Origin of the sequence: Mycobacterium sp. 852014-52144_SCH5372336 (assembly GCF_001665615.1) — a bacterium.
Taxonomy (GTDB): Bacteria; Actinomycetota; Actinomycetes; order Mycobacteriales; family Mycobacteriaceae; genus Mycobacterium; species Mycobacterium neumannii_A.
Genome location: NZ_LZSW01000067.1, coordinates 1 through 21,740, shown reverse-complemented (window position 1 = coordinate 21,740; position 21,740 = coordinate 1). Strand labels below are relative to the sequence as shown.

Here is a 21,740-nt window from a genome sequence, read left to right as displayed (position 1 = left end):
CTCAGGAGCGCCACGTACGGTCGAACGGTGAACTTCGAGGAATACCGCCGTCACGACGCCACCGGGTTGGCCAAGCTCGTCGCCGACAAAGAGGTGAGCGCCGCGGAGTTGCTGGACCTGGCGAGAAACCGTGCCGCTGCGGTCAACCCGCGAATCAACGCGATTGTCCGCGACGTCCCGGCCTCACCGGCGGATGCGGCGTCAGGCCCGTTCTCGGGGGTTCCGTTCCTGATCAAGGACCTCGCCCAGGATTACGCCGGGCTGCCGACGTCGGCGGGATCGCGCGCGCTGATGTCGAAACCGGTGGCCGAGCACTCAGAGATCGTGCGGCGGTGGCAGGACGCCGGATTGGTCATCTTCGGTAAGACCAACACCCCCGAGTTCGGGGCGAAGGGGATCACCGAACCGGACGCGTGGGGCCCTGCCCGCAATCCGTGGGACCTGACCCGGACGCCGGGCGGCTCGTCGGGCGGCTCGGCTGCCGCGGTCGCGGCAGGGATCGTGCCGTGCGCCGGGGCGAACGACGGCGGCGGTTCTATTCGGATACCCGCGGCGTGCTGCGGACTGGTCGGCCTGAAACCGGGGCGTGGGCTGACGCCGTCGGGACCCGCGACGGGTGAGGCCATGCATGGCGCGGCCGTACAGGGCGTGGTGTCGCGGACCGTGCGGGACACGGCGGCGATGCTCGACGTCATCCGCGGCGGCGAACCGTGGGGCCCGTATGTGCCCGGTGTTCCGTCCTCGACAGTCGCGTCCTGTGTGGGGGCCGATCCCGGCACCCTGCGCATCGGCGTCCGTGTTCCGTCGGCGATCAACCCGTCGCCACACCCCGAGGCCGCCGACGCCGTCGAGGCGACGGTACGGGCGCTGACCGATCTCGGCCACCACGTCGACGAACTTCCGAGCGCCCCCTTCGATGACGCGGCCCTGGCGCGCGACTTCCTGCTCACGTGGTTCGTCTACACGGCATGGGAACTCGATGAAGCCAAACGCATCTCGGGCGCCGGTGACGAATCCTTCGAACGCGACACGCTGATCCTCGCCGCGCTCGGCCGGGCCACCAGCGGCGTCGACTACGTGGACGCCGTGCAGCGGCGCCACGAGCACACGCGCAGGCTCACCACGTTCTTCGAGTCCTATGACCTGCTGTTGACACCCGCGCTGGCGACCCCGCCGCCGACCATCGGCGAGTTCGAGCTGCCGGTCGCACTGCAGCGCGCCGCCGACGTATTGATCAAGACGCGCACAGCGAAACTGTTGCGCTTCACCAAGATCGTCGACGACATGGTGGACAAGAATCTCGGCTGGGTGCCCTACACCCAGCTCGCGAATCTGACGGGGCGCCCGGCGATTTCACTACCGCTGCACTGGACCGCGGACGGGCTGCCGCTGGGGGTCCAGTTCGTCGCACCGCTGGCGGGCGAGTCGCTGCTGATCCGGTTGGCCGCCCAGCTGGAGCAGGCGATGCCCTGGTCCGATCGCGCGGCCCCGATCTAGCGCCCCGAGCGCCGTTGGCGCAGCTTCGCCGCTTGCATGGTGAGGTGGTTGCGCTCCGACCACGGGTGGTTTGCCCTCACCGTCAGAGCGCACCCATGCCCCCTCCGGGGCCAGGGCCGCATGGGTGACGAACTCGCCGGTGTTCTCCAGGCGTGCCGCGAAGTCGTTCATATACCGAATGTGCGCCTCGATCTCCTCGGGCATCCACCGGTCCATCGGCACGTCGTTGACGCTGGCGGGGGCGCCCCGGTAGTGCTTGAGCAGCAGATACTTGGCCATGACTTCGTCCTCCGTTCTTCGGGTCGCGACCCTAGTTGGTCGCTCACCTGTTGGACGGATCCGTCGGGCATTTCTCGACATCGTCATCCAAGGGCACGACGTCACCTGGCTATCGTGCAGCCATGAGCCTGGTGACCTACGAGTTGGACGATCACATCGCCACCATCACCTTCAACCGTCCCGACGCGCGCAACGCAATCAACGGCGAGATGCGGCGCGACCTGAACGCGGCCTGGGAGCGGTTCCGCGGCGACGAGGACGCGTGGGTCGGGATCCTCACCGCCAACGGCGACGTGTTCTGCGCCGGCGGTGACCTCAAGGACGGCGAGGGTTCGGTCGGCACCTTCGGGGGCACGTTCTGGGAGAAGCCGACGATCAACTCGTTCGAGAGCGGCATGGAACTGTTCAAGCCGACGATCGCGGCGGTCAACGGGCCCTGCATCGGCTACGGCCTGACCGGCGTCCTGTTTTGTGACTTCGTGATCGCCTCGACCACAGCGACTTTCGCGTTTCCGGAGGTATCTCTCGGGGTGCCGACGATCGTCGGTGCGATCCGGCTGCCCGAACGCGTCCGCTGGGCCGACGCCATGGAGTTGTTGTTGACCGGTAAGCCGATCGACGCTGACCGTGCCAAGGAGACCGGCCTGGTGTGGCGACTGGTCGAACCCGGTGATCTGCAGGCCGAGGCGCGGTCCTGGGCGCGCACACTCACCGAGGCGGCGCCGCTGGCGCAGCGCGCCACCAAGGAGGTGGCCTGGCGCACGGCCAACATGGGCTGGATCGAGTCGGTCCGGTTCGGCGAGACGATGCGCAAGGTGGCCGCCGCGACCGAGGATGTGCACGAGGGAATCAAAGCGTGGCAGGAGAAGCGGGCACCGCGCTGGCGCGGTCGCTGACGGGCTTTTCGGTCACGCCGTCGTGGGTTCCGACTCCGCCTCCTGTCGCTCATCCTGCAGACGGTCCTTGCTGCGCAGCAGACGAAGCAGCGTGACGAGCAGTAGACCGCCCACCACGTTGCCGACGACCGTGTAGGCGAACCACGTCGCCCAGTCGCCGTAGCCGAACGGGGCGCCGGCGATGAGCGCACCAAAGATCAGCAGCGAGTCCAGGATCGAATGGAACATCTGCAGCCCGGCCAATAGGAAGCCGCCTGCGACCGCCGCGGCGACCTTGCCGAACGTCGACTCGGTGCCGTGCTGCATGCGCGTCATCAGCGTGATGACCATGCCGCCCAGCAGTGACAGCGCGACCGTCTCCGCTGAGATCGGGGCGGTGGCGAAGTGGGTGCCCGACTCGATCGTCTGCGCATGCAGCTTCGGGAAGCCCGTCATGATCAGCCACATGATCGCCCAGCCCCCAACGAGATTGGCGATCAGCGTTCCGATCCACAACTTCAGCAGCTGCCCGACGCTAGCGCGTTTGGCCACGACCGTGGTGACCGGCACCAGGAATCCTTCGGTGAACAGCTCGCTGCGGCCGAGCAGCAGCGCGAGGAATCCGATCGAGAACGCGAGACCGGCGAGCAGGTGGTTGTGGGTGGTGGCCAACACCGACAGGTAGGCCAGGACGCCCACCGCGACCTCGGTGCCGCCGAAGAAGCCGGTGACCAGCACTTCGCGCCATGCCCGGTGCAGGCGTTGGGTGCCCTCGTCGACCATCCTCTGGAAGGCGCCCTCCAACTCGTCCTCGATCGGGCTGTCGGAATCGCCCACCTGCCGTCGCTGCGTCTCATTCTCATCCATGTGCGGGTCCTTCCCGATTCGATGACGGTCAGGGGTACCCGTCCCCCGCCGCCCCGAAGCCTCCGCGGATTACCGGCGCCCCGGCGCATGTTGTCGGCCGGCCACAACGGAGGACGTCGATGTTGTCGTTTCTCGGCAAAGCTCGCAGGTCAGATGGGGTCCACGATGGGGGTAGGACGCAGCCCCCACAGTGAGAGGAGATGACGGTGCGCAGCCCGCATGGCGACGATCAACCCCAGACGGCTGTCCGGCTGGGTGACGACCAGGAGTGGGCCACCTTCACCCTCCGCATGCCCCGGTGGTCGACGCTGGCGCGATTGAGGGGCGACAATCCTCTGGTCCGCTCCGTGGATCGGATCGAGGCCTTGATCATGACCCTGATCGTCGCCCTGTCCGTTCTCGCCGTGCCGATCGCCGGCGCCGTCGGAACCGCGCTGTTCGACTCCAAGCGCGCGGCTCCCCATGCGGCGATGGAAGCGGTCACGGCCGGCGCACTCGTCCTGCTCGCGGTCCTCGGAACGGCTGCAGCTGTTCTCGTGATCACCCGCGCGGTGTGCAACCGCGCCCGCTCCGCCAGGTGGCAGCGCGGCCTCGACAGCCTGATCGACGGTCGGGGCCAGGCTCGTATGCAGTAGCTGACCGGGCGTGCGTGCCGCGCCCCGCTCGCATGTCCCAACGGGAAACCCGCCGGTATCGCGATTCGTGATTTACACCGGGCGTTCAGGGCCCAACCATGGACCCAGCTAGCCAGGAGAGGCGGTTGGGATGACGATCAGTGTGGCCGAGCGCGCGGAACTGCGTTCGGCAGTCCGCGAGCTGCTCAGTGACAGGTGCACCGAGGACGACGTGCGCGCGGTGATGACCTCCGACGACGGCTTCGACCGCGACCTGTGGCGCCAGCTCGCCGAGCAGGGCTTGCTCGGCATGCTCGTCGACGACGAACTCGGCGGCCTGGGCTTTGGCGCACTCGAGCTCGAGGCCGTCGCCGAGGAGACGGGCGCCGCACTTCTGCCCGCACCGTTCATCTCCAGCGCGGTGTTGACGGTCGCGCTCATCTCGGCCGCAGGCTCCGACGAAGACAAGCGCCGACTCCTGCCGCGACTCGCCGAAGGCACGGCGATCGGCACGGTCGCGATCACCGGACAGTCCGGCACTTGGACGGCCAAGGGCGTCGACATCCAAGCCGGCGCCGACGGCACCCTGACCGGCGCCGCGCACTACGTCACCTGGGGTCAGGCGGCCGATGTCCTGCTCGTGGTCGCGCGCACCAGCGACGGCGTCGGTGTTTTCGAGGTGGCGCCGGACGCCACCGATTTCACCCGCACCGCGGTGACGGTTTTCGACCCGACCGTGCGGCTGTCGACGTTCACCTTCGCGGCTACACCCGCGCGGCGGCTCGGCACCGCCGGATGGGACGCCGTACAGGAGGCCCTGGATCTCGCCGTGATCGCGTCGGCCGGTGAACAGGTCGGCGGCTCCCGCCGGCTCTTCGACATCACCGTCGACTACCTCAAGACGCGCGTCCAGTTCGGCCGTCAGATCGGCAGCTTCCAGGCGCTCAAGCACATGGCCGCCGACCTCCTGATCGAGGTCGAGAACGCGACGTCGGCCGCCCAGCACGCCGCCGCCGAGAAGGCCGCGCGAAGTGAAACCTCCGACGGTGCAGTCGCATTGGCCGGTTTCGCCTGCGCCGAGGCCTACGAGACCGTCGCCATGAACGCGATTCAGATGCACGGCGGCATCGGTTTCACCTGGGAGCACCCCGCCCACCTGTTCCTGCGCAGGGCGCGCACCGGCCTGCAGTTGTTCGGCGGCCCGCGCCTGCATCGCGAGCGCTACCTCGTCTCGAAAGGTGCCTGACATGACGAGCCTTCCCACCGCCGACGAGCTGCGCGCCGAGGTTCGGGAGTGGTTGCGCGACAACTGGACTCCACTTCCCAAGTCCGATGACCCGTGGGCGTCGTCGCCCGAGCGGATCGCCTGGCTGGAGAAGGTGCTCGACGCCGGCTACGCCGTGCCCACCTATCCCACCGAGTGGTTCGGCCGCGGATATCCGAGTGACCTCGCGGCCGTCATCGGCCAGGAGTTCTCGGCCATCAAGGCGCCGGGATCGCGGCAGGACAAGTACAACATCCCGGCCAACACCACGCTCAAACTCGGCACCGAGAGAATCAAACAGGACCTGCTGCGCGACTTCTTGGTCGAGCGGTCGCGCACGTGCCTGCTCTACAGCGAACCGGGCGCCGGTTCCGACCTGGCCAGCGTGCGCACCACCGCGGTCCGCGACGGTGACCAGTGGGTGGTCAACGGTCAGAAGGTGTGGACGTCGGGCGCGCTCACCGCCGATTACGCCCTGCTTCTGGCCCGCACCGACTGGGATGTGCCCAAGCACAAGGGGCTGAGCCTGTTCATCATGCCGATGAAGCAGCCCGGCATCGAGGTGCGCCCGCTGGTGCAGATCACCGGCGAATCTCACTTCAACGAGGTGTTCATCAATGACGCCGCCGCGGCCGACGACTATCTGCTCGGCGGCGAGGGCAACGGATGGCGGGCGCTGCAGACCGCGCTGGCCTACGAACGCTCCATCATGGGCGACAGTGGTCGCGGCTCGCGTAACCGCAAGGCGGACAGCCTGATCGAACTCGCTCGCGAGCACGGCGTGCTCGACGACCCCGCGGTGCGCTACCCGCTGGCGAAGGTGCTGGCGATGCGGGAGCTGAACCGGCTCAACAACGCACGCGCGAAAGCCGCTACGACACAAGGCACGTCCAGTTCGATCATGTCGCTGGGCAAGCTCGCGATGTCGAAGATCCTGCACACCGAGGCGGCGATGAAGACACAGATCATCGGCGCGCAGGCGTTGTTGGCCGGCCCCGAGAATCCGGTGGCCGACGACGTCAACTTCTTGATGCTCAACGCGTTCTTCACCTCGATCGGCGGTGGGACCGATCAGATTCAGCGCAACATCATCGGCGAGCGCGTGCTCGGGCTGCCCAAGGAGCCCGAGGCCGACCGCGACATCCCCTTCCGTCAGGCCCGCAGGAGCTGATCTGTGATCCGCGCCGCCGCATACGATCCGCCGTTGTCAGGGACGCGGATCCTCGACCTGAGCTCGGGCCCGATGAGCGCCGTCGGCCGACTGCTCGCCGACCTCGGGGCGCGCGTGACCGTGCTGCGCCTGCTGGGTGTGACCGACGACGACGTGGTGGGTCCGCGCGTCGCAGGGGTGCCGATGCAGACCGCCATCAACCGGCACGGCATGGAGACGGTCGAGCTGGATTCGTCGACCGCGGCGGGCCGAGACAAGTTCGCGAAAATGCTTGCCGGAGCCGACATCCTGATCGAGAACACCCGGCCGGGGTCGCTCGCCGAGGCGACGCTGGCGGTGCGTGAGATCCGTACGCAGCACCCGCAGCTGGTGATCCTGTCGCTCAGCGACTTCAGCCGCGACAACGACTACCGCACCTGGCAGGGCACCGGCCCGGTGTTCCACGCCTTGTCCAGCGAGCTGTCGCGCTCCGGCATACCCGGCCGCGAGCCGTTGGTACCGCCTGCCGACTTGCCCCACCACGTGGCCGCCGCGCAGGCCGCGGTGATGACCATCGCCGTCTACCTGGACCGTCTGCGCACCGGCGAGGGCGACCTGATCGACTTCTCGATCCTCGACGGGGCCATGCAGACGCTCGACCCGCCGTTCGGCTCGGCGGGCAGCGCATCGGCGGGCGTCGCGGTCAAGATGCAGCAACGCGACTGGGATGCCGAACGCCAGCGCTATCCGATCATCCCCTGCAAGGACGGCCATGTCCGCATCTGCATCCTGGCCAAACGGCAGTGGCGCGGAATGTTCACGTGGATGGGCAGCCCCGAGGAGTTCGCCGACCCCTCTTACGACAAACTCGGAAAGCGGTTCCGCTCACCGCATCTGCTCGACGCCATCGCCCGCTTCTGCGCCGACAAGACCCGTGCCGAGCTCGAGTCCCAGGGCCAGGCCCACGGTGTTCCCACCGCGGCGGTGCTGACCCTGTCGGAGGCGTTGACCGCCGAACACTTCAGCGCGCGTGGCTTTTTCCGCGACGTGGAGCTTGCGCCCGGCGTGGTGGCCCCGATCCCGGTCGGCGTCAGTGAGATCGACGGACACCGCGCCAGCGCACTCGACTCGAACTCCGCGGGGTCCGAACGTCTCACCGCCGCTCCACTGTTGGCAGGCCGGCAGCGCAGAGGCGAGGGGCGACCGCTGGAAGGGATACGCGTCCTCGATCTCGGGGTCATCGTCGTCGGCGCCGATACCGGCCGGCTCTTCGGTGATCTGGGCGCCGACGTCGTCAAGATCGAACACTCCGCCCATCCCGACGGGCTGCGCGTCGGCAAGCTGACCACGATGACCCAGCCGTTCGCCGCTGGGCACCGCAACAAGCGCTCGATCGGACTCGACCTGCGCACACAGGAGGGCCTCGGGCTCGCGCACCGCCTGGTGCGGGACGCCGATGTGGTGCTGACGAATTTCAAGCCCGGCGTCGCCGAAGCGCTGGGCATGGATTACGCAACGCTGCGACGCATCAACCCGGGCATCGTGGTGGTGGACAGTTCTGCGTTCGGTCCCGACGGCCCGTGGGCCAAACGCCTGGGCTACGGGCCGCTGGTCCGCGCCGCAGTCGGGTTCACGAGCCAGTGGGTGTACCCGGGTGAGCCCGAGACCTTCTGCGACACCGTGACGGTCTACCCCGACCACGTGGCGGCCAGGATCGGCGCCCTGTCCGCGATCGCGTTGCTGCTGCGCCGGGAACGCACCGGCGAGGGCGGATCGGCGAGCATCGCGCAGGCCGAGGTGATGCTGAGCCACGTCGCCGCCGACATCGCCGCCGATGCGCTCGAGCGTGCCGGCCATCCCCGCTCCTGCGCGGAACGCGGGGCGCCGTGGGGACTGTTCCCGGCCGCTGGCGAGCACAAGTGGATCGCGATCACCGTGCGTGACGCCGCCGAGTTGCAGGCACTGCGCTGGGTCATCGGCCTGCCCGGTGACGGTGAGATCGACCTCGACGCGGTGCGCGCCTGGACATCCCGGCATTCGCGTACCGAGGCGATGGAACGGCTGCAGGCCGCGGGTGTGCCCGCGGGCGCTGTGATGCACGCCGACGAGCTCCCGTCCTGGGGGTACTACGAGCAACGGCGGTCGTTCCGCGAGGAGCTTCATCCGCACGCAGACGTCCCGTTCACGATGGAGAACGTGCAGATCCACTGCGATCACGTCGCCGATCCGCCGTTACGCCAAGCCCCCCTCATCGGGGAGCAGACCGCCGAGATCGCCACGGAACTTCTCGGACTGAGCCCCACGGAGATCGAGGCGCTGCACCGGCGCGGAGTGCTCGAGACCACCAACGGCGACGTGCACGCCTGACGGGCCCACACCGGTGATCTCGTAGCATTCGGGGTGCACGGCCACCCGTTCGAGACACCGCAGGAATCGACATCGACTTCACCAGGCTCAGGTATTTCGTCGCCGTCGCCGACGAACTGCACTTCAAGCGGGCCGCCGACAAGTTGATGATCACACCGCCCCCGCTGAGCAAGCAGATCAAACTCCTCGAGAAGGAGCTCGGCGGGCCGTTGTTCGAACGCGGCTACCACGACGTGCGGCTGAGCCCGCTCGGTGAACGGCTGATTGGCCCGGCCCGCGAAATCCTGCGACAGATCGAGGAGTTCAAAGCCACTGCGAAGCAGAGTGTGCAGGGTTCGGCGCCGCTTCGGCTGAGCGCCACCGCCTACGCTCCTTCCGACCTGCTCGCCCAACTGGAGACGGTGCTGGCCGGCCTGCCCGGGCCGACGGAGTTCCGCGTTCCGGGTTCGGGCACCGAGGTCACCGCCACGCTGATCGCCGGACAGGCCGAACTAGGTTTGATCCACCTGCCCGCCGGTGACAAACGCCTGCGCCACAAGGTGGTGGCCAGCTACCAGGGTGCGGTCGCGGTGCGGTTCGACGACCCCCTGGCCGCCAAAGACCTTGTGACGATCGACGAGTTGCGTGATCGGGAGGTCGTGATCGACTTCGCCCGGCCCAACCCGGTAGTGCTGGCCGGATTGACCCGACAACTCAACAGCCGCGGCATCCACCGTGTGGTGCGCACGACGAACCAGCGCGGTGGCGAACTCGAGATGGCCACCCAGGTATTCAACCGGCATCTCGTTGCGCTGGTGAGTTACGCACCCGACTCGTTCATCGGCAAGATGTTCTCCCCGCCGGAGTTCAAGCTGATCCCGATCGACGAAACCAATTGGCCCCCAGCGCGTATCGCGCTCGCTTGGGCGCCTGAACGGCTGCGGAGCAGGCTCGCCGAAGTCGAGTTGGCCGCCGAGCAGATCGCCGACCGGCTGGGGCCGGTGCATCGCGGTGCCTGAGGGTTCGCTCACCGACATCGCCAAAGAGCTCGGCGCCGACCCCGACGAGCTGTTCGCGTCGTTTGCCGCCTGGGCCGAGGAGAACGGCACCGTTCTGTATCCGGCGCAGGAGGAGGCGCTGATCGAGTTGGTCAGCGGCGCCAACGTCATCCTGGCGACGCCGACCGGTTCGGGCAAGTCGCTGGTGGCCACGGGCGCGCTGTTCGCAGCGCTGGCGGGAAACCGGCGCAGCTACTACACCGCCCCGATCAAGGCGCTGGTCAGCGAGAAGTTCTTCGCGCTGTGCGAGGTTTTCGGCGCGGCCAACGTCGGCATGCTGACCGGTGACGCCGCGGTCAACGCCGAGGCGCCGATCATCACCTGCACGGCCGAAGTACTGGCCAACATCGCGCTGCGCGAGGGCTCCGACGCGGACATCGAGCTGGTGGTGATGGACGAGTTCCATTTCTACGGCGATCCGGACCGCGGATGGGCGTGGCAGGTTCCGCTGCTGGAGCTGCCGAAGGCACAGTTCCTGCTGATGTCAGCGACACTGGGCGACGTCTCCTTCCTGCGCGAGGACCTCACCCGGCGCACCGGCCGGCCAACGGCACTCGTCGCCAACGCCGAACGCCCGGTGCCGCTCTACTTTTCGTATGCGACCACCCCGATGCACGAGACGATCGGCGATCTGCTCGAGACCGGGCAGGCCCCGATCTACGTCGTGCACTTCACCCAGGCCTCCGCGCTGGAGCGCGCGCAGGCGCTGATGAGCGTCAACGTCAGCACCAAGGAGGAGAAGGCCGAAATTCGCGAGATGATCGGCGCGTTCCAATTCTCGACGGCGTTCGGCACGACGTTGTCGCGACTGGTGCGACACGGCATCGGTGTGCACCATGCCGGGATGCTGCCGAAATACCGGCGGCTGGTTGAACAATTGGCGCAGGCCGGTCTTCTCAAGGTGATCTGTGGCACCGACACACTGGGCGTCGGCATCAACGTGCCGATCCGCACGGTGGTCTTCTCCGCACTGTCGAAGTACGACGGGGTGCGCACCAGGTTGCTCAACGCGCGCGAGTTCCATCAGATCGCCGGCCGGGCCGGGCGCGCCGGTTACGACACCGCGGGCACCGTCGTCGTGCAGGCACCCGACCACGAGGTGGAGAACCTCAAGCAGTTCGCCAAAGTCGCCGACGACCCCAGGAAGCGCCGAAAACTGGTGCGCCGCAAGGTGCCCGAGGGCATGGTGCCGTGGAGTGAGTCGACGATGAATCGGTTGATCGAGGCCACCCCCGAACCGCTGACAAGCAACATGCGGGTGTCGACGGCGATGCTGCTCGACGTCGTCGACCGTCCCGGGGATCCGTTCGAGGCGATGCGCCGGCTGCTGACCGACAACCACGAGCCACGCAAACGGCAGCTGCAGCACATTCGCGAAGCCGTCGGTATCGCGCGGTCGCTGTTGCAGGCCGGTGTGGTGGAGCGCCTCGACGAGCCCGGCCCCGACGGGCGCCGATACCGGCTGACCGTCGACCTGCCGCCGAACTTCGCGCTGTATCAACCATTGTCGACCTTCGCGCTGGCCGCCGTCGGTGTGCTCGATCCGGATGCGGATACCTTTGCACTGGATGTGGTCTCGGTGATAGAGGCGACCTTGGAGGATCCGCGCCAGATCCTGGCCGCGCAGCTGAACAAGGCCCGAGGCGAAGCCGTCGCAGCGATGAAGGCCGAGGGTATCGAGTACGACGAACGCATCGAACTGCTCGACGACATCACCTACCCCAAGCCGCTCGAGGAGATTCTCGAGCACACCTTCGAGGTGTACCTGCAGAGCAACCCGTGGGCCGCCGACGCGCGGCTGTCCCCGAAGTCGGTGGTGCGCGAGATGTGGGAACGCGCCATGACGTTCCGCGAATACGTCAGCGAGTACGGTCTGACCCGCGCTGAGGGTGCGGTGCTGCGCTACCTGTCCGACGCGTACAAGGCGCTGCGGTCGGGGGTACCCGCCACGGCCAGGATCGAAGAACTCACCGATATCGTCGAGTGGCTCGGTGAGCTTGTCCGCCAGGTGGATTCGAGCCTGCTCGACGAGTGGGAGCAGCTGACCAGCCCCGACCAACCGCACGACACGCCGGTGGCGGTGCCGGCACCGCCGCGCCCGCTGACCGGCAACCAGCGTGCGTTCACGGCGATGGTGCGCAACGCATTGTTCCGGCGCGTGCAGATGTTCGCCCGGCAACGCTGGGACGAACTCGGCGCGCTGGACGGCGGTTCGGGTTGGACGGCGCAGCGCTGGGAGCAGGTCGGCGACGACTACTTCGGCGGGCACGACGACGTCGGCACCGGCGCCGACGCTCGCGGTCCGGCGCTGCTGATCATTGACCGCGCACCCGAGGCGTGGCGAGTGCGACAGATCTTCGACGACCCTGCGGGCGACCACGACTGGGGCTTCACCGCCGAGGTCGACCTTGCGGCCTCCGACGAGGCCGGCGCGGTGGTGCTGCGGGTCATCGACGCAGGCCGGTTCGACTAAGCGGCGCGCTGTGCTTCACGGTGCGATCGGGGCGCGCAGCCACCCCGGTACCGCGGACGCGAGCGCCGTTCGGCGTGGGGCGACGATTACCGCCAGCCCCTCGGGGGTAACAAGACGGGCATGACATCTACGAACGAGAATGTAACGCCCGAACCGACCGAGAAGGCGGAGGACGTGCTGTCTCCCGCCACTCCAGGCGCCGAAGGGCTGCCGCTGCCCGATGAGGCCGTGGACAAGCCGTCGGAGGGCTGACCGGGCGCCTCGGTCAGCCGCATGGAATCAGTGCCGGCACCGCCGCGTTGTGTCGGTTCATGGCCGTTGACGATCTTTTCCAGCCGTTCACCGTCCGCTCGCTGACCGTTCCTAACCGGTTCGCGATGGCGCCGATGACTCGACAGGCGTCCCCCCATGGAGTTCCGGGTCCCGACGTGGTCGAGTACTACCGTCGGCGAGCGGCGGGCGGAGTCGGGCTGATCATCACCGAGGGGATCCGGTTGCCGGACCCGGCCGCCGGATATCCGTCCAGCATCCCCACGATCGCGGGCGACGAGGTGCTCGCCGGCTGGCGGCGTGTCGTCGGCGCGGTCCACCGGGAGGGCGGCACGGTCGCCGCGCAGTTGTGGCACCAGGGCGTGCAGCGCGACGACACCGACGGTGTGGTGCCCGTCGGCCCCTCGGGTGTCGACGGGCACGGTCGCCCGCGAGGCCGGGCACTGGAAAGCCGTGAACTCGGACGTCTCGCCGACCTGTACGCACAAAGCGCGACGAATGCCCGGGAAGTGGGATTCGACGCGATCGAACTCCACGGCGCCCACGGCTACCTGCTCGACGAATTCTTCTGGACCCGAACCAATTTGCGCACTGACGAATACGGCGGTTCGCTGGGTGCGCGGACGCGGTTCCCCGCCGAGGTGGTTGCCGCTGTGCGCGAGGCGGTCGGCCCGGATTTCCCGATCATCTTCCGCTTCTCGCAGTGGAAGGGCACCGACTACACCGCCTCCATCGCCGACGACCCCACCGAGCTCCAGGAGCTGCTGAGCCCCCTGGTCGACGCCGGCGTCGATGTGCTGCATCCGTCTACCCGCCGGCACTACGTGCCCGCCTTCGGTGATTACGACCGCGAGTTGAGTCTCGCCGGGTGGACGAAGAAGGTCACCGGCCTGCCTGTGATTGCGGTCGGCTCGGTCGGCTTGGAGACCCAGTTCCGCAGTGAGAAACGGGGCGAGGTGATCCAGCCGGCCCCCGTCGACCGCCTTGTCGAGCAGTTCGACGCCGACGAGTTCGACATCGTCGCCATCGGCCGGGCGCTTCTTGCCGACCCCGGCTGGGTGAATCGGCTGCGGCACGGCGAACTCGACGGGTTCTCCGGATACGACCCCGAGACCGCGCTGGCGAAGCTCGCCTGAGCTGTGCCGCACGCCAATGTCACCGAGAAAGCGCGCTGATCGCCGCTTGGAGCTTGCTTCCGACTTCCTCGGCGATCGGTTTGAGCGAGGGCTCCTCGGTGACGTCCACGAGCAACTGCGGATTCATCGCCTCGACGAGGGTGGTTTCCGGGTCCTCTGGATCACTGCGCACCACGACGTTGCACGGCAGCAGTAGACCGATCTGACGTTGCGCATTGATCGCCCGGTGCGCCAGCGGCGGGTTACATGCGCCGAGGATGAGGTAGCTTTCCATGTCCTCACCGAGCTTGTTCTTCAGCGTCGCTTTCACGTCGATCTCGGTGAGAACGCCGAATCCCTGATCGGCCAGCGCCTCACGCGTTCGGGCGACGGCATCGTCGAACGAGGTCTTCAGGCTGGTGACCAAAGCGATGCTCATGATGACTCCTTTCGTCGATCGTGAAATGTCAGGCCAAGGCCAGGAAGAGCTTCTCGAGTTCCTCCTCGGTCATTGGCCTCTCATTGCCCTCTTGGTCGCCGGTCATGCATTCGCGCAGACCCGTCGCGACGATCTTGAAGCCGGCGCGATCGAGCGCTCGCGATACCGCCGCGAGTTGCGTGACGACGTCCTTACATTCTCGGCCCTGCTCGATCATTGCGATCACACCGGCAAGTTGTCCCTGCGCACGCCGCAACCGGTTGAGCACAGCGGCAATCGCTTCCTGGTCACCAACCATGGTTCTCCCTTCCACCTCCATCTGAATGGTACCCCCGGGGGTATTTGCACTGTAGGTACCCCTGGGGGTATCTTCATCGTATACCCCTGGGGGTATGTGGCCACTTTTCCGCGACCCGTGAGGAGAGAAGGATGATTCTCGAGCAGTACTACATCGAATGCCTGTCACACGCGTCGTACCTGATCGGCGATGAGTCGACCGGACGCGCGATCGTCGTCGACCCGCGCCGAGACATCACCGAATACCTCGCCGATGCGCGTAAGCACGGGCTGACGATCGAGGGCGTGATCAACACCCACTTCCACGCGGATTTCGTGTCCGGCCACCTCGAACTCGTCGACGCGACCGGCGCCTGGATCGGCTTCGGTGAGATCGCCGAAACCGAGTATCCGATCCGCAGGCTGGCCGATGGAGAGCGCCTGTCACTGGGTCAGGTCGACTTGGAAATCCTGTCGACGCCTGGCCACACTTGGGAGTCGATCAGTGTGCTGGTTCGCGAGCGTGCCGATTCCGAGCCTTCGGCCGTGCTGACAGGCGACTCGCTGTTCATCGGCGACGTCGGCAGACCGGATCTGGTCAACATCGGTGACAGCTCGACGGAGGACTTGGCCCGAGCGATGTTCCACACGATCCATGACAAGCTGATGAAACTGCCTGACCACGTACTGGTGATGCCGGCCCACGGCGCCGGTTCGTCGTGCGGCAAGAATTTATCCGCGGAACTGACCTCGACAATCGGCGAGCAGCGGGTGAGTAACCCCTCGGTACAGCCGATGAGCGAAGAGGCCTTCGTTTCGATGATCACCCACGGCCAGCCCGCCGCGCCGGCATATTTCGCGTCGGATGCCACGATGAACAAGCGGGTCCACCCGCTGCTGCAGCAGGGGCGCACGGTCCCCGAGATGAGTCCGCAGCACATCCGGGCCGCGCTCGAAACCGGCGTGGCTGTGGTGGATGCGCGCGGCGTCGATGATTTCGCCGCAGGGCACCTACGAGGGTCGGTCAACGTCGGCTTCGACGGCCGATTCGCCGAAACCGTTGGGATGGTCACCGCAGTGGGTGACCAGATCGTCCTGATCACCTACCCCGGAGAAGAGCAGCAGGCCGCGCTGAGGCTGGCCCGTATCGGCTCGGACAATGCCATCGGATATTTCAATGTCGGTCGCGACGGACAATTCCCTGCAGAGCTGATGGATCTGGTGCAGTCTGCACCTCGGACCACGGTTGCCGAGCTCGACGAGATGTTGGCCGTGAAGGACGTGACGCTGATGGACATTCGTAACCCCGGCGAGCGCGAAGCCGGAGCCATTCCCGGCTCGATCCCAATTCCCCTGGCGCAGTTGGGGAACCGCATGAGTGAAGTGCCGACTGACAAACCGGTCGTTGTGCACTGTGCGGGTGGCTGGCGTTCGAGCGTGGCAGCGTCCTTGCTGCGCGCCAACGGATTTCGACAGGTATCCGACCTGATGGGCGGATACAACGCTTGGCTCGATGCCCGCGCCACCCTCTGAGACGTCTCGTCCGAAAGGAGATATGCGCATGTGTTACGCCGTTCGTTGCCCGTCCTGCGGTAAGACGACGTGGGACGGCTGCGGTCAGCACGCCGACGACGTGATGCGGTCGGTGCCGGCCGCGCAGCAATGCCGCTGTCGACGGACAACCGAACCGCCGTCCCGCCGCGCCGGCGGGTTGTGGCGTCGCCGGTAGCCGGGTACTGCACAGCTCATGGCGTTGGTGATAGGCCTGGCTCTCGGCGCGCTGATCGGCGTGCTGTTGGGACTGCTCGGCGGCGGCGGGTCGATCCTCGCCGTCCCAGCGCTGGTCTACGGGGTCGGTCTCGGTATCGAAGAGGCCATCCCGATCTCGCTGGTCGTCGTCGCCTCGGCTTCGGCCGTCGGTGTGCTGCCGAAAATTCGCGCCCGGCAAGTCCGGTGGCGCATGGCCGGCATCTTTGCGGTGGCCGGCATCCCGGCAACTGTTCTCGGCAGTGCCGTCAGCAGACACCTGCCCGAATCGGCGCTGCTAATCGGGTTCGCCGTCGTGATGGTGGTCGCCGGTGTCCGCATGCTGGCAGATCAGGAAAACACCGGCACAGCATGTGAGGTTCGCGCCGGTGTGGTCAATTGGCGTCGATGCGCGCCGCGATCGATCGGGGCCGGCCTAGTCGTCGGTCTGTTAACCGGACTGTTCGGCGTGGGTGGCGGCTTCCTCATCATTCCGGCACTAGTAGTGGTGCTCGGCGTCGAAATGTCCACGGCCATCGGCACTTCGTTGCTGATAATCGTGGCCAACTCGCTAGCCGGTATCTTCTCGCACCTCCACGGCACGAGTGTCGACTGGTCGCTGACTACTGCATTCGTCGCCACCGCGATGGCCGCCTCACTGCTCGCCGGATACTTCGGCACCAAGGTCGACACCGACCGCCTGCAGCGCTGGTTCGCCTACCTCGTCTTCGTCGTCGCCGCGTTCGTACTCGTCGACACGATTTTCTTACGTTGACTCCACAAGGAGATTCCTCATGGACATTTCAATAATCGAAACCTCGGGCCTCGGTGACCGCAGTTACCTGGTCAGCCACGGCGACGTCGCCGTGGCGATCGATCCGCAGCGCGATATCGACCGGATGCTCACTCTCGCGGATGACCGCAAGGTACGCATCACCCACGTGTTGGAAACGCACCTGCATAACGACTATCTGACCGGCGGACTCGAACTGTCGCGCACCGTCGGCGCAGAGTACGTCGTGCCCGCAGGAGACGAAGTGAAGTACTCCCGCCGCGCCGTCAGCGATGGTGAGGTGATCGACGCCGGACCGATCCGGTTGGAGGCGATGCACACCCCGGGTCACACTCACCATCACGTGAGCTATGTGCTTCGTGACGAGACCGATGCGGTTCGCGGCGTTTTCACCGGAGGATCGATGTTGTTCGGCACGACCGGCCGCACCGACCTGATCCGCGCGGAGGACACCGAGGAGCTCACCCGCGCGCAGTATCACTCGGTGCGCAAGATCGCCGCACGCCTCCCCGCCGACACGCCGGTGTACCCCACCCACGGATTCGGCAGCTTCTGCTCGGCCACACCGGCTTCCGGTGACGAATCGACTGTCGGCGAGCAACGACGGACCAATCCTGCGCTCACACAGGACGAGCAGAACTTCGTCGACGAACTGCTGGCCGGGCTCTCGGCCTACCCCGCGTACTACGCGCACATGGGCGTTATCAACAGCGAGGGCCCGGCCCCGGTGGATCTGACGCCACCCGAACCTGTCGACCCCGACGAACTGCGTTGCCGCCTGGAGGCGGGCGAGTGGGTGGTCGACTTGCGTAGCCGGACCGCGTTCGCAGCCGGGCATCTGCAGGGGGCGGTCGGTTTCGAGCTGTCGGGCTCCTTTGTCAGCTACTTCGGGTGGCTGTACGACTGGGGCGCACCGGTGACCCTCATCGGTGACTCTCCCGAGCAGATTGCCGACGCCAAACGCGAACTGGTGCGTATCGGGGTAGACCGACTGACGGGCGCCGCCACCGGGGACATCGACCAGTTGCGCGACGGAAGTCCGCTCCGCTCATACCCGGTCTCCGATTTTCGCCGCCTGGCCGAGCATCGCCGGACGGAGGCTGTGGCGGTGCTCGATGTACGGCAGAGCCACGAATACGAGTCCGAGCACATCCCAGGAGCCGCCAACATACCGCTGCACGAATTACCGAAGCGTCTCGACGAGGTTCCGTCCTCGACCGTATGGGTGCACTGCGCTTCCGGCTATCGATCGTCGATCGCGACGTCGATCCTCGACCGCGCCGGTCATGACGTCGTCCTCATCGATGACGACTTCGACAACGCCGCAAATCTTGGCCTCACCGCTCCGCCCCAGCCATAGGGTTCGATCCTGACCCGAACGGGCATGTACGGCTTACCGATCGAAGACGAAGGAGCCCTACATGGTCAGCCAGACTGCCGACCGCCGATCCACCTCGACAGTTCTGTTGGCGCTTGCTGTGGCCCTGGCCACTGCGGCCACGCTCGTCGTCAACTACCTCGCCAACGGCCTGCCGATCAACGGCCAGACCACCGGCGACGTCACCCGTCGCTTCGAGGTGTACTTCGTCCCCGCCGGATACGTCTTCTCCATCTGGAGCTTGATCTACCTCGGGCTGATCGCCTACACCGTGTACCTCGTGACGCTCGCCCAGCGACGCGACGACAGCGGCGCCGCACGCGCCATCGCTCCCTGGTACCTGCTGACCGCGGCCGCCAACTGCTGCTGGCTGTTCGCGTGGCACCACAACCAGTTCCCGCTGAGCATGCTGGTGATGGTCGTGCTGCTGGTCGCTTTGATCGTCATCTACCGCCTTCAGGCCTCTCGGCCACCCACCTCGACGCTGGAGCGGTGGACGGTGCATATCCCGTTCCGGGTGTACCTGGGCTGGATATCGGTCGCGACGATTGCCAACGCGACGATCACCCTCGACGACGCCGGATGGTCCGGGTTCGGGCTCTCCGAACCGACCTGGGGCGCCATCATGGTCGTGGTGGCGGCCGCGCTCGGAGTGGTGATGAACCTGCGCCACCGCGATATCGCCTACGGGCTGGTGATCATCTGGGCGTTGATCGGCATCGCGGTGCGGCTGAGCGAAACCGCGCCGGTCCTGATCGCCTCGCTGGCGGGCGCGGCAGCGGTGGGGATCGCCGTCGCGATGAGCGCGCGCTACCTTACGCATTCACCGAGGGGATCCGCGAAAAGCCGCACGATCGAAGGCTAGTCGGCTGAGACTGAGATATGCCGGATCTGAGCCCACGACCACCGAACGCGCCCACCGCGTTTCGCTACCCAGGGCTCACCGGTCGCCGCGCGCGCCTGCGAAATGTGGTGAAGCGAGTCGCCGGTGTCGATCTGCTTCCCTCCAACGACACCGCACGGGCATTCATCGCCGGCCTCAGCGAGGGCGACCCCGTCGCCGAACGTTTCGTCGCCGAGACCTACCACGGTGAACTCGGCGCGAGAAAAGCCCGCGATCTGGTCGAGAAGGCGCAGCGGGAAGGTATCGACAACGTCCCCGAGGCGCCCGAGTCGATGCGTGCGCTGTTCGAGGAATTCGAGCAACTCCCCGCGTGGGTCGACCCGGACCTCGTCGAGAAAGGCGCGGCGGTCTGGCGCCGGTGGGCCTACGCACTGGGCGCGCTCGGGAACGCCGGTACCAACGACACCTACACCGAGGGCTGGCTGGCGGTGCCCCTGTCGCTCTCAGGCGGTTACGCGGGCCAACGCGCCCTGCACCGGTATCTGGAAACATCGCGCTGGTGGATCGAGGTCTGCCGTCCCGGCGCCATCCTGACGCCAGGGTCGTTGGGGCGCAACATTTCTCTGCATGTGCGCATCATGCATGTCAGCGTCCGCGACCGCGTCAGACAGCACCCGGAGTGGGACGCCGAACGCTGGGGTCTGCCGATCAGCCAGTCCGCCATGCTTCTCACGCTGTTGGGTGGAAGTGTGGCTCCGGCGTTTGGCCTTTTCCTTCTCGGTCACCTCACCTCTGCGCGAGAGATGCGCGCCGTTCTGCATTTCAACCGCTACTGCGGCTACCTCGTCGGTGTGCGATGCGAGGGCTACTTCCCCGAGACCGTCGCCGATGCGTGGCGCATCCTGTTCATGTGTGACGCGGCGCGCAGCTACGACAGCGCGGACAGCGGTACCGAACTGGTCCAGTCCTTCGTTCCCGCGTTCGCACCCGCCGCGACGCACCGCGGCCTGCAGCGGCTTCGCGCCGAGTATCACTACCGCCTACAAGCGGGGTACCTCGGGCTGTACATGCTGCCGTGGAACCGGCGCCGCTACCGCCTACCATCGGCTCTGCCGGGAATGCTGCTGTTACTGAGCCGCTTTCCGCTGATCCTCGCGCTGGAGATCGCGCGGCGATTGTCGTCGAAGGTGGACCGTTGGTGGCAGCGGACCAATCTCAAGCGGTGGGAAAACTGGCTGCAGTGGCAATCCGACGGCAAGGCAGCGGCCTTCGAGGCTGCGGTACCCCTGCGCCGCTGATCACGCCCGCTGATCACGCCCGCTGATCACGTCCGCTGATCACGCCCGCGACGCTGATCCGTCGTCCACGATCATGCCCGCGACGGAACCAATGACGGACTGCCCACACCGATGGTGATCAGTGGTGCCGCGGCGGGGTCGAGCCACGTCAGCAGCGTGCGCATCTCCTCGCGCCCGATGGCCACACACCCCCACGTCGGGTTTCCATCGGTCACGTGGAGGAAGATGCCCGAGACCCGTCCGGGTATGCGTTGCGGGTTCACCGTGATGTTGACCGCGTAGTCATAGACGGGCCCGGAATCGTAGAGGTTCTCCGCGATCGATGACGGTTTGTTCGGACCCCGCACATGGGTGTTGTACGTAGGTGACGAGGCGTCCTCGTCCCACCAGTCCTGGTTCGTGGTCTGGAAGTACGGCATCTTGGTGCCCGGATTGGGCTGGCGGCCGAAGGCCTGATCGAACGTAAAGGTCCCCACCGGCGTGCGGTGGACACCGTCAGCGGGCGCACCGACACCGACCGCGCCGACTTTCGCGGGTGTCGGTCCCAGGACGGGCTTCCATTGCTGTCCGGTCCGTTGAAAGGCGGTGAGAGTGCCCGAGGTGGCGTCCGCGGTGGGCACGCCGACGACAATCCACTGCGTCGTCCGCGCGGTGGCGGCTGCGGGTTGTGCCGACGCGGGCGCGGCGAGCGGTACGCACAAGAGCGCAGCGCCGAGGTACGCCAGTGCTTTTCGCAGTTTCACGGGATACCTCGGAACCGGACTCGAACGTCGAATGCAGAATCCGGACAGCGTATCCGTGCCAAGCTGTCCAGTACGGTGTGCGAAACCTGTTCGCGGCCAATATGAGACCGTGTCGCGATCCACTCGACCGGTGCGGCGATGATTCGGTGATCCTGGGATTCGGCGGTGATCCCGTGATCGGGTGATGATCATCGGTGGGATGCCGCGCCCAGAGGTAAGCCCAGGTACGAATCGCGTTGTGGGCCGACCTGTTCGACGGTCAGTTGGTGGGCGGTGGTGGTTGGGGTTGGAAGGGTTCGTACCAGCGCCATTGGGCGGGTTCGCCGAGGGGTCCAGGGCCTGTCTCTTATACACATCTCCGAGCCCACGAGACCGATCAGTATCGCGTATGGCGTCTTCGGGTTTAAAAAAAAAA

Annotated in this window: 19 protein-coding genes and 1 pseudogene; 15 read left to right on the top strand and 5 right to left on the bottom strand. The window is 66.7% G+C overall.

Features of this window, described 5'->3' with window-relative positions:
* Window positions 1–27: 27 nt before the first annotated feature.
* The gene (locus tag A5759_RS24875) at window positions 28–1,497 is read left to right on the top strand and encodes an amidase (protein WP_068202074.1); all 1,470 of its coding nucleotides are present in this window, start codon (window positions 28–30) and stop codon (window positions 1,495–1,497) included.
* Between the two features lie 60 nt (window positions 1,498–1,557).
* Here the strand turns inward: A5759_RS24875 and A5759_RS26420 are convergent.
* A pseudogene (locus A5759_RS26420) lies at window positions 1,558–1,776 on the bottom strand (hypothetical protein); the annotation flags it as partial.
* Window positions 1,777–1,898: 122 nt separating this feature from the next.
* On the opposite strand from A5759_RS26420, the gene A5759_RS24870 reads away from it, so the two are divergent.
* A complete protein-coding gene (locus A5759_RS24870) occupies window positions 1,899–2,672 on the top strand; it encodes an enoyl-CoA hydratase/isomerase family protein (protein WP_068202072.1) in 774 nt (257 codons plus the stop codon).
* A gap of 12 nt (window positions 2,673–2,684) precedes the next feature.
* Here A5759_RS24870 and A5759_RS24865 read toward each other — a convergent pair whose 3' ends face one another.
* Complete coding sequence (locus A5759_RS24865; protein ID WP_068202071.1) at window positions 2,685–3,518, bottom strand: formate/nitrite transporter family protein; 834 nt, start codon at window positions 3,516–3,518, stop codon at window positions 2,685–2,687.
* Between the two features lie 200 nt (window positions 3,519–3,718).
* Here A5759_RS24865 and A5759_RS24860 point away from each other — a divergent pair, with 200 nt between their 5' ends.
* The 8 genes from A5759_RS24860 to A5759_RS24830 all read left to right on the top strand — a co-directional run bounded on the left by A5759_RS24860 (window position 3,719) and on the right by A5759_RS24830 (window position 13,829).
* Complete coding sequence (locus A5759_RS24860) at window positions 3,719–4,153, top strand: hypothetical protein (RefSeq protein ID WP_231984737.1); 435 nt, start codon at window positions 3,719–3,721, stop codon at window positions 4,151–4,153.
* A 130-nt stretch (window positions 4,154–4,283) separates the two neighbouring features.
* On the top strand, window positions 4,284–5,378 hold the full coding sequence (locus A5759_RS24855; protein ID WP_068202069.1) for an acyl-CoA dehydrogenase family protein: 1,095 nt from the start codon (window positions 4,284–4,286) through the stop codon (window positions 5,376–5,378).
* 1 nt (window position 5,379) lies between these two features.
* Window positions 5,380–6,567 (top strand): acyl-CoA dehydrogenase family protein, encoded by a 1,188-nt coding sequence (locus A5759_RS24850; protein ID WP_068202068.1) that lies wholly within the window; start codon window positions 5,380–5,382, stop codon window positions 6,565–6,567.
* 6 nt (window positions 6,568–6,573) lie between these two features.
* Complete coding sequence (locus tag A5759_RS24845; protein WP_156617026.1) at window positions 6,574–8,913, top strand: CoA transferase; 2,340 nt, start codon at window positions 6,574–6,576, stop codon at window positions 8,911–8,913.
* A 65-nt stretch (window positions 8,914–8,978) separates the two neighbouring features.
* The gene (locus tag A5759_RS24840; protein ID WP_066846316.1) at window positions 8,979–9,911 is read left to right on the top strand and encodes a LysR family transcriptional regulator; all 933 of its coding nucleotides are present in this window, start codon (window positions 8,979–8,981) and stop codon (window positions 9,909–9,911) included.
* The gene (locus A5759_RS24835; protein ID WP_197506202.1) at window positions 9,904–12,423 is read left to right on the top strand and encodes an RNA helicase; all 2,520 of its coding nucleotides are present in this window, start codon (window positions 9,904–9,906) and stop codon (window positions 12,421–12,423) included. The genes A5759_RS24840 and A5759_RS24835 overlap by 8 nt, the downstream gene beginning before the upstream one ends.
* A 120-nt stretch (window positions 12,424–12,543) precedes the next feature.
* Entirely contained in the window at window positions 12,544–12,675 is a 132-nt protein-coding gene (locus A5759_RS26505; protein ID WP_255392541.1) for a hypothetical protein, read from the top strand.
* A gap of 59 nt (window positions 12,676–12,734) precedes the next feature.
* The gene (locus A5759_RS24830) at window positions 12,735–13,829 is read left to right on the top strand and encodes an NADH:flavin oxidoreductase (protein WP_068202061.1); all 1,095 of its coding nucleotides are present in this window, start codon (window positions 12,735–12,737) and stop codon (window positions 13,827–13,829) included.
* Between the two features lie 19 nt (window positions 13,830–13,848).
* On the opposite strand, the gene A5759_RS24825 is transcribed toward A5759_RS24830, so the two are convergent.
* Window positions 13,849–14,247, bottom strand: a complete 399-nt coding sequence (locus tag A5759_RS24825) for a DUF302 domain-containing protein (RefSeq protein ID WP_068202059.1) — start codon at window positions 14,245–14,247, stop codon at window positions 13,849–13,851.
* A 28-nt stretch (window positions 14,248–14,275) separates the two neighbouring features.
* Window positions 14,276–14,545, bottom strand: coding sequence for a metal-sensitive transcriptional regulator (locus A5759_RS24820; RefSeq protein WP_064396248.1), 270 nt, complete (start codon window positions 14,543–14,545; stop codon window positions 14,276–14,278).
* A 131-nt stretch (window positions 14,546–14,676) separates the two neighbouring features.
* Between A5759_RS24820 and A5759_RS24815 the strand changes: the two genes are divergently transcribed.
* The 5 genes from A5759_RS24815 to A5759_RS24795 all read left to right on the top strand — a co-directional run bounded on the left by A5759_RS24815 (window position 14,677) and on the right by A5759_RS24795 (window position 20,582).
* Window positions 14,677–16,056 carry a rhodanese-like domain-containing protein gene (locus A5759_RS24815; protein ID WP_068202058.1) on the top strand — a complete coding sequence of 460 codons (1,380 nt, stop codon included), beginning with the start codon at window positions 14,677–14,679 and terminating at the stop codon, window positions 16,054–16,056.
* 214 nt (window positions 16,057–16,270) lie between these two features.
* The gene (locus A5759_RS24810; RefSeq protein WP_068202056.1) at window positions 16,271–17,044 is read left to right on the top strand and encodes a sulfite exporter TauE/SafE family protein; all 774 of its coding nucleotides are present in this window, start codon (window positions 16,271–16,273) and stop codon (window positions 17,042–17,044) included.
* Between the two features lie 19 nt (window positions 17,045–17,063).
* Window positions 17,064–18,422, top strand: a complete 1,359-nt coding sequence (locus tag A5759_RS24805; RefSeq protein ID WP_068202054.1) for an MBL fold metallo-hydrolase — start codon at window positions 17,064–17,066, stop codon at window positions 18,420–18,422.
* A gap of 61 nt (window positions 18,423–18,483) precedes the next feature.
* Window positions 18,484–19,305, top strand: coding sequence for a tryptophan-rich sensory protein (locus A5759_RS24800; RefSeq protein ID WP_068202053.1), 822 nt, complete (start codon window positions 18,484–18,486; stop codon window positions 19,303–19,305).
* Between the two features lie 17 nt (window positions 19,306–19,322).
* The gene (locus A5759_RS24795; protein WP_068202052.1) at window positions 19,323–20,582 is read left to right on the top strand and encodes an oxygenase MpaB family protein; all 1,260 of its coding nucleotides are present in this window, start codon (window positions 19,323–19,325) and stop codon (window positions 20,580–20,582) included.
* 71 nt (window positions 20,583–20,653) lie between these two features.
* Here the strand turns inward: A5759_RS24795 and A5759_RS24790 are convergent, their stop codons facing one another.
* Window positions 20,654–21,325, bottom strand: coding sequence for a L,D-transpeptidase (locus A5759_RS24790; protein WP_068202051.1), 672 nt, complete (start codon window positions 21,323–21,325; stop codon window positions 20,654–20,656).
* Window positions 21,326–21,740: the final 415 nt, after the last annotated feature.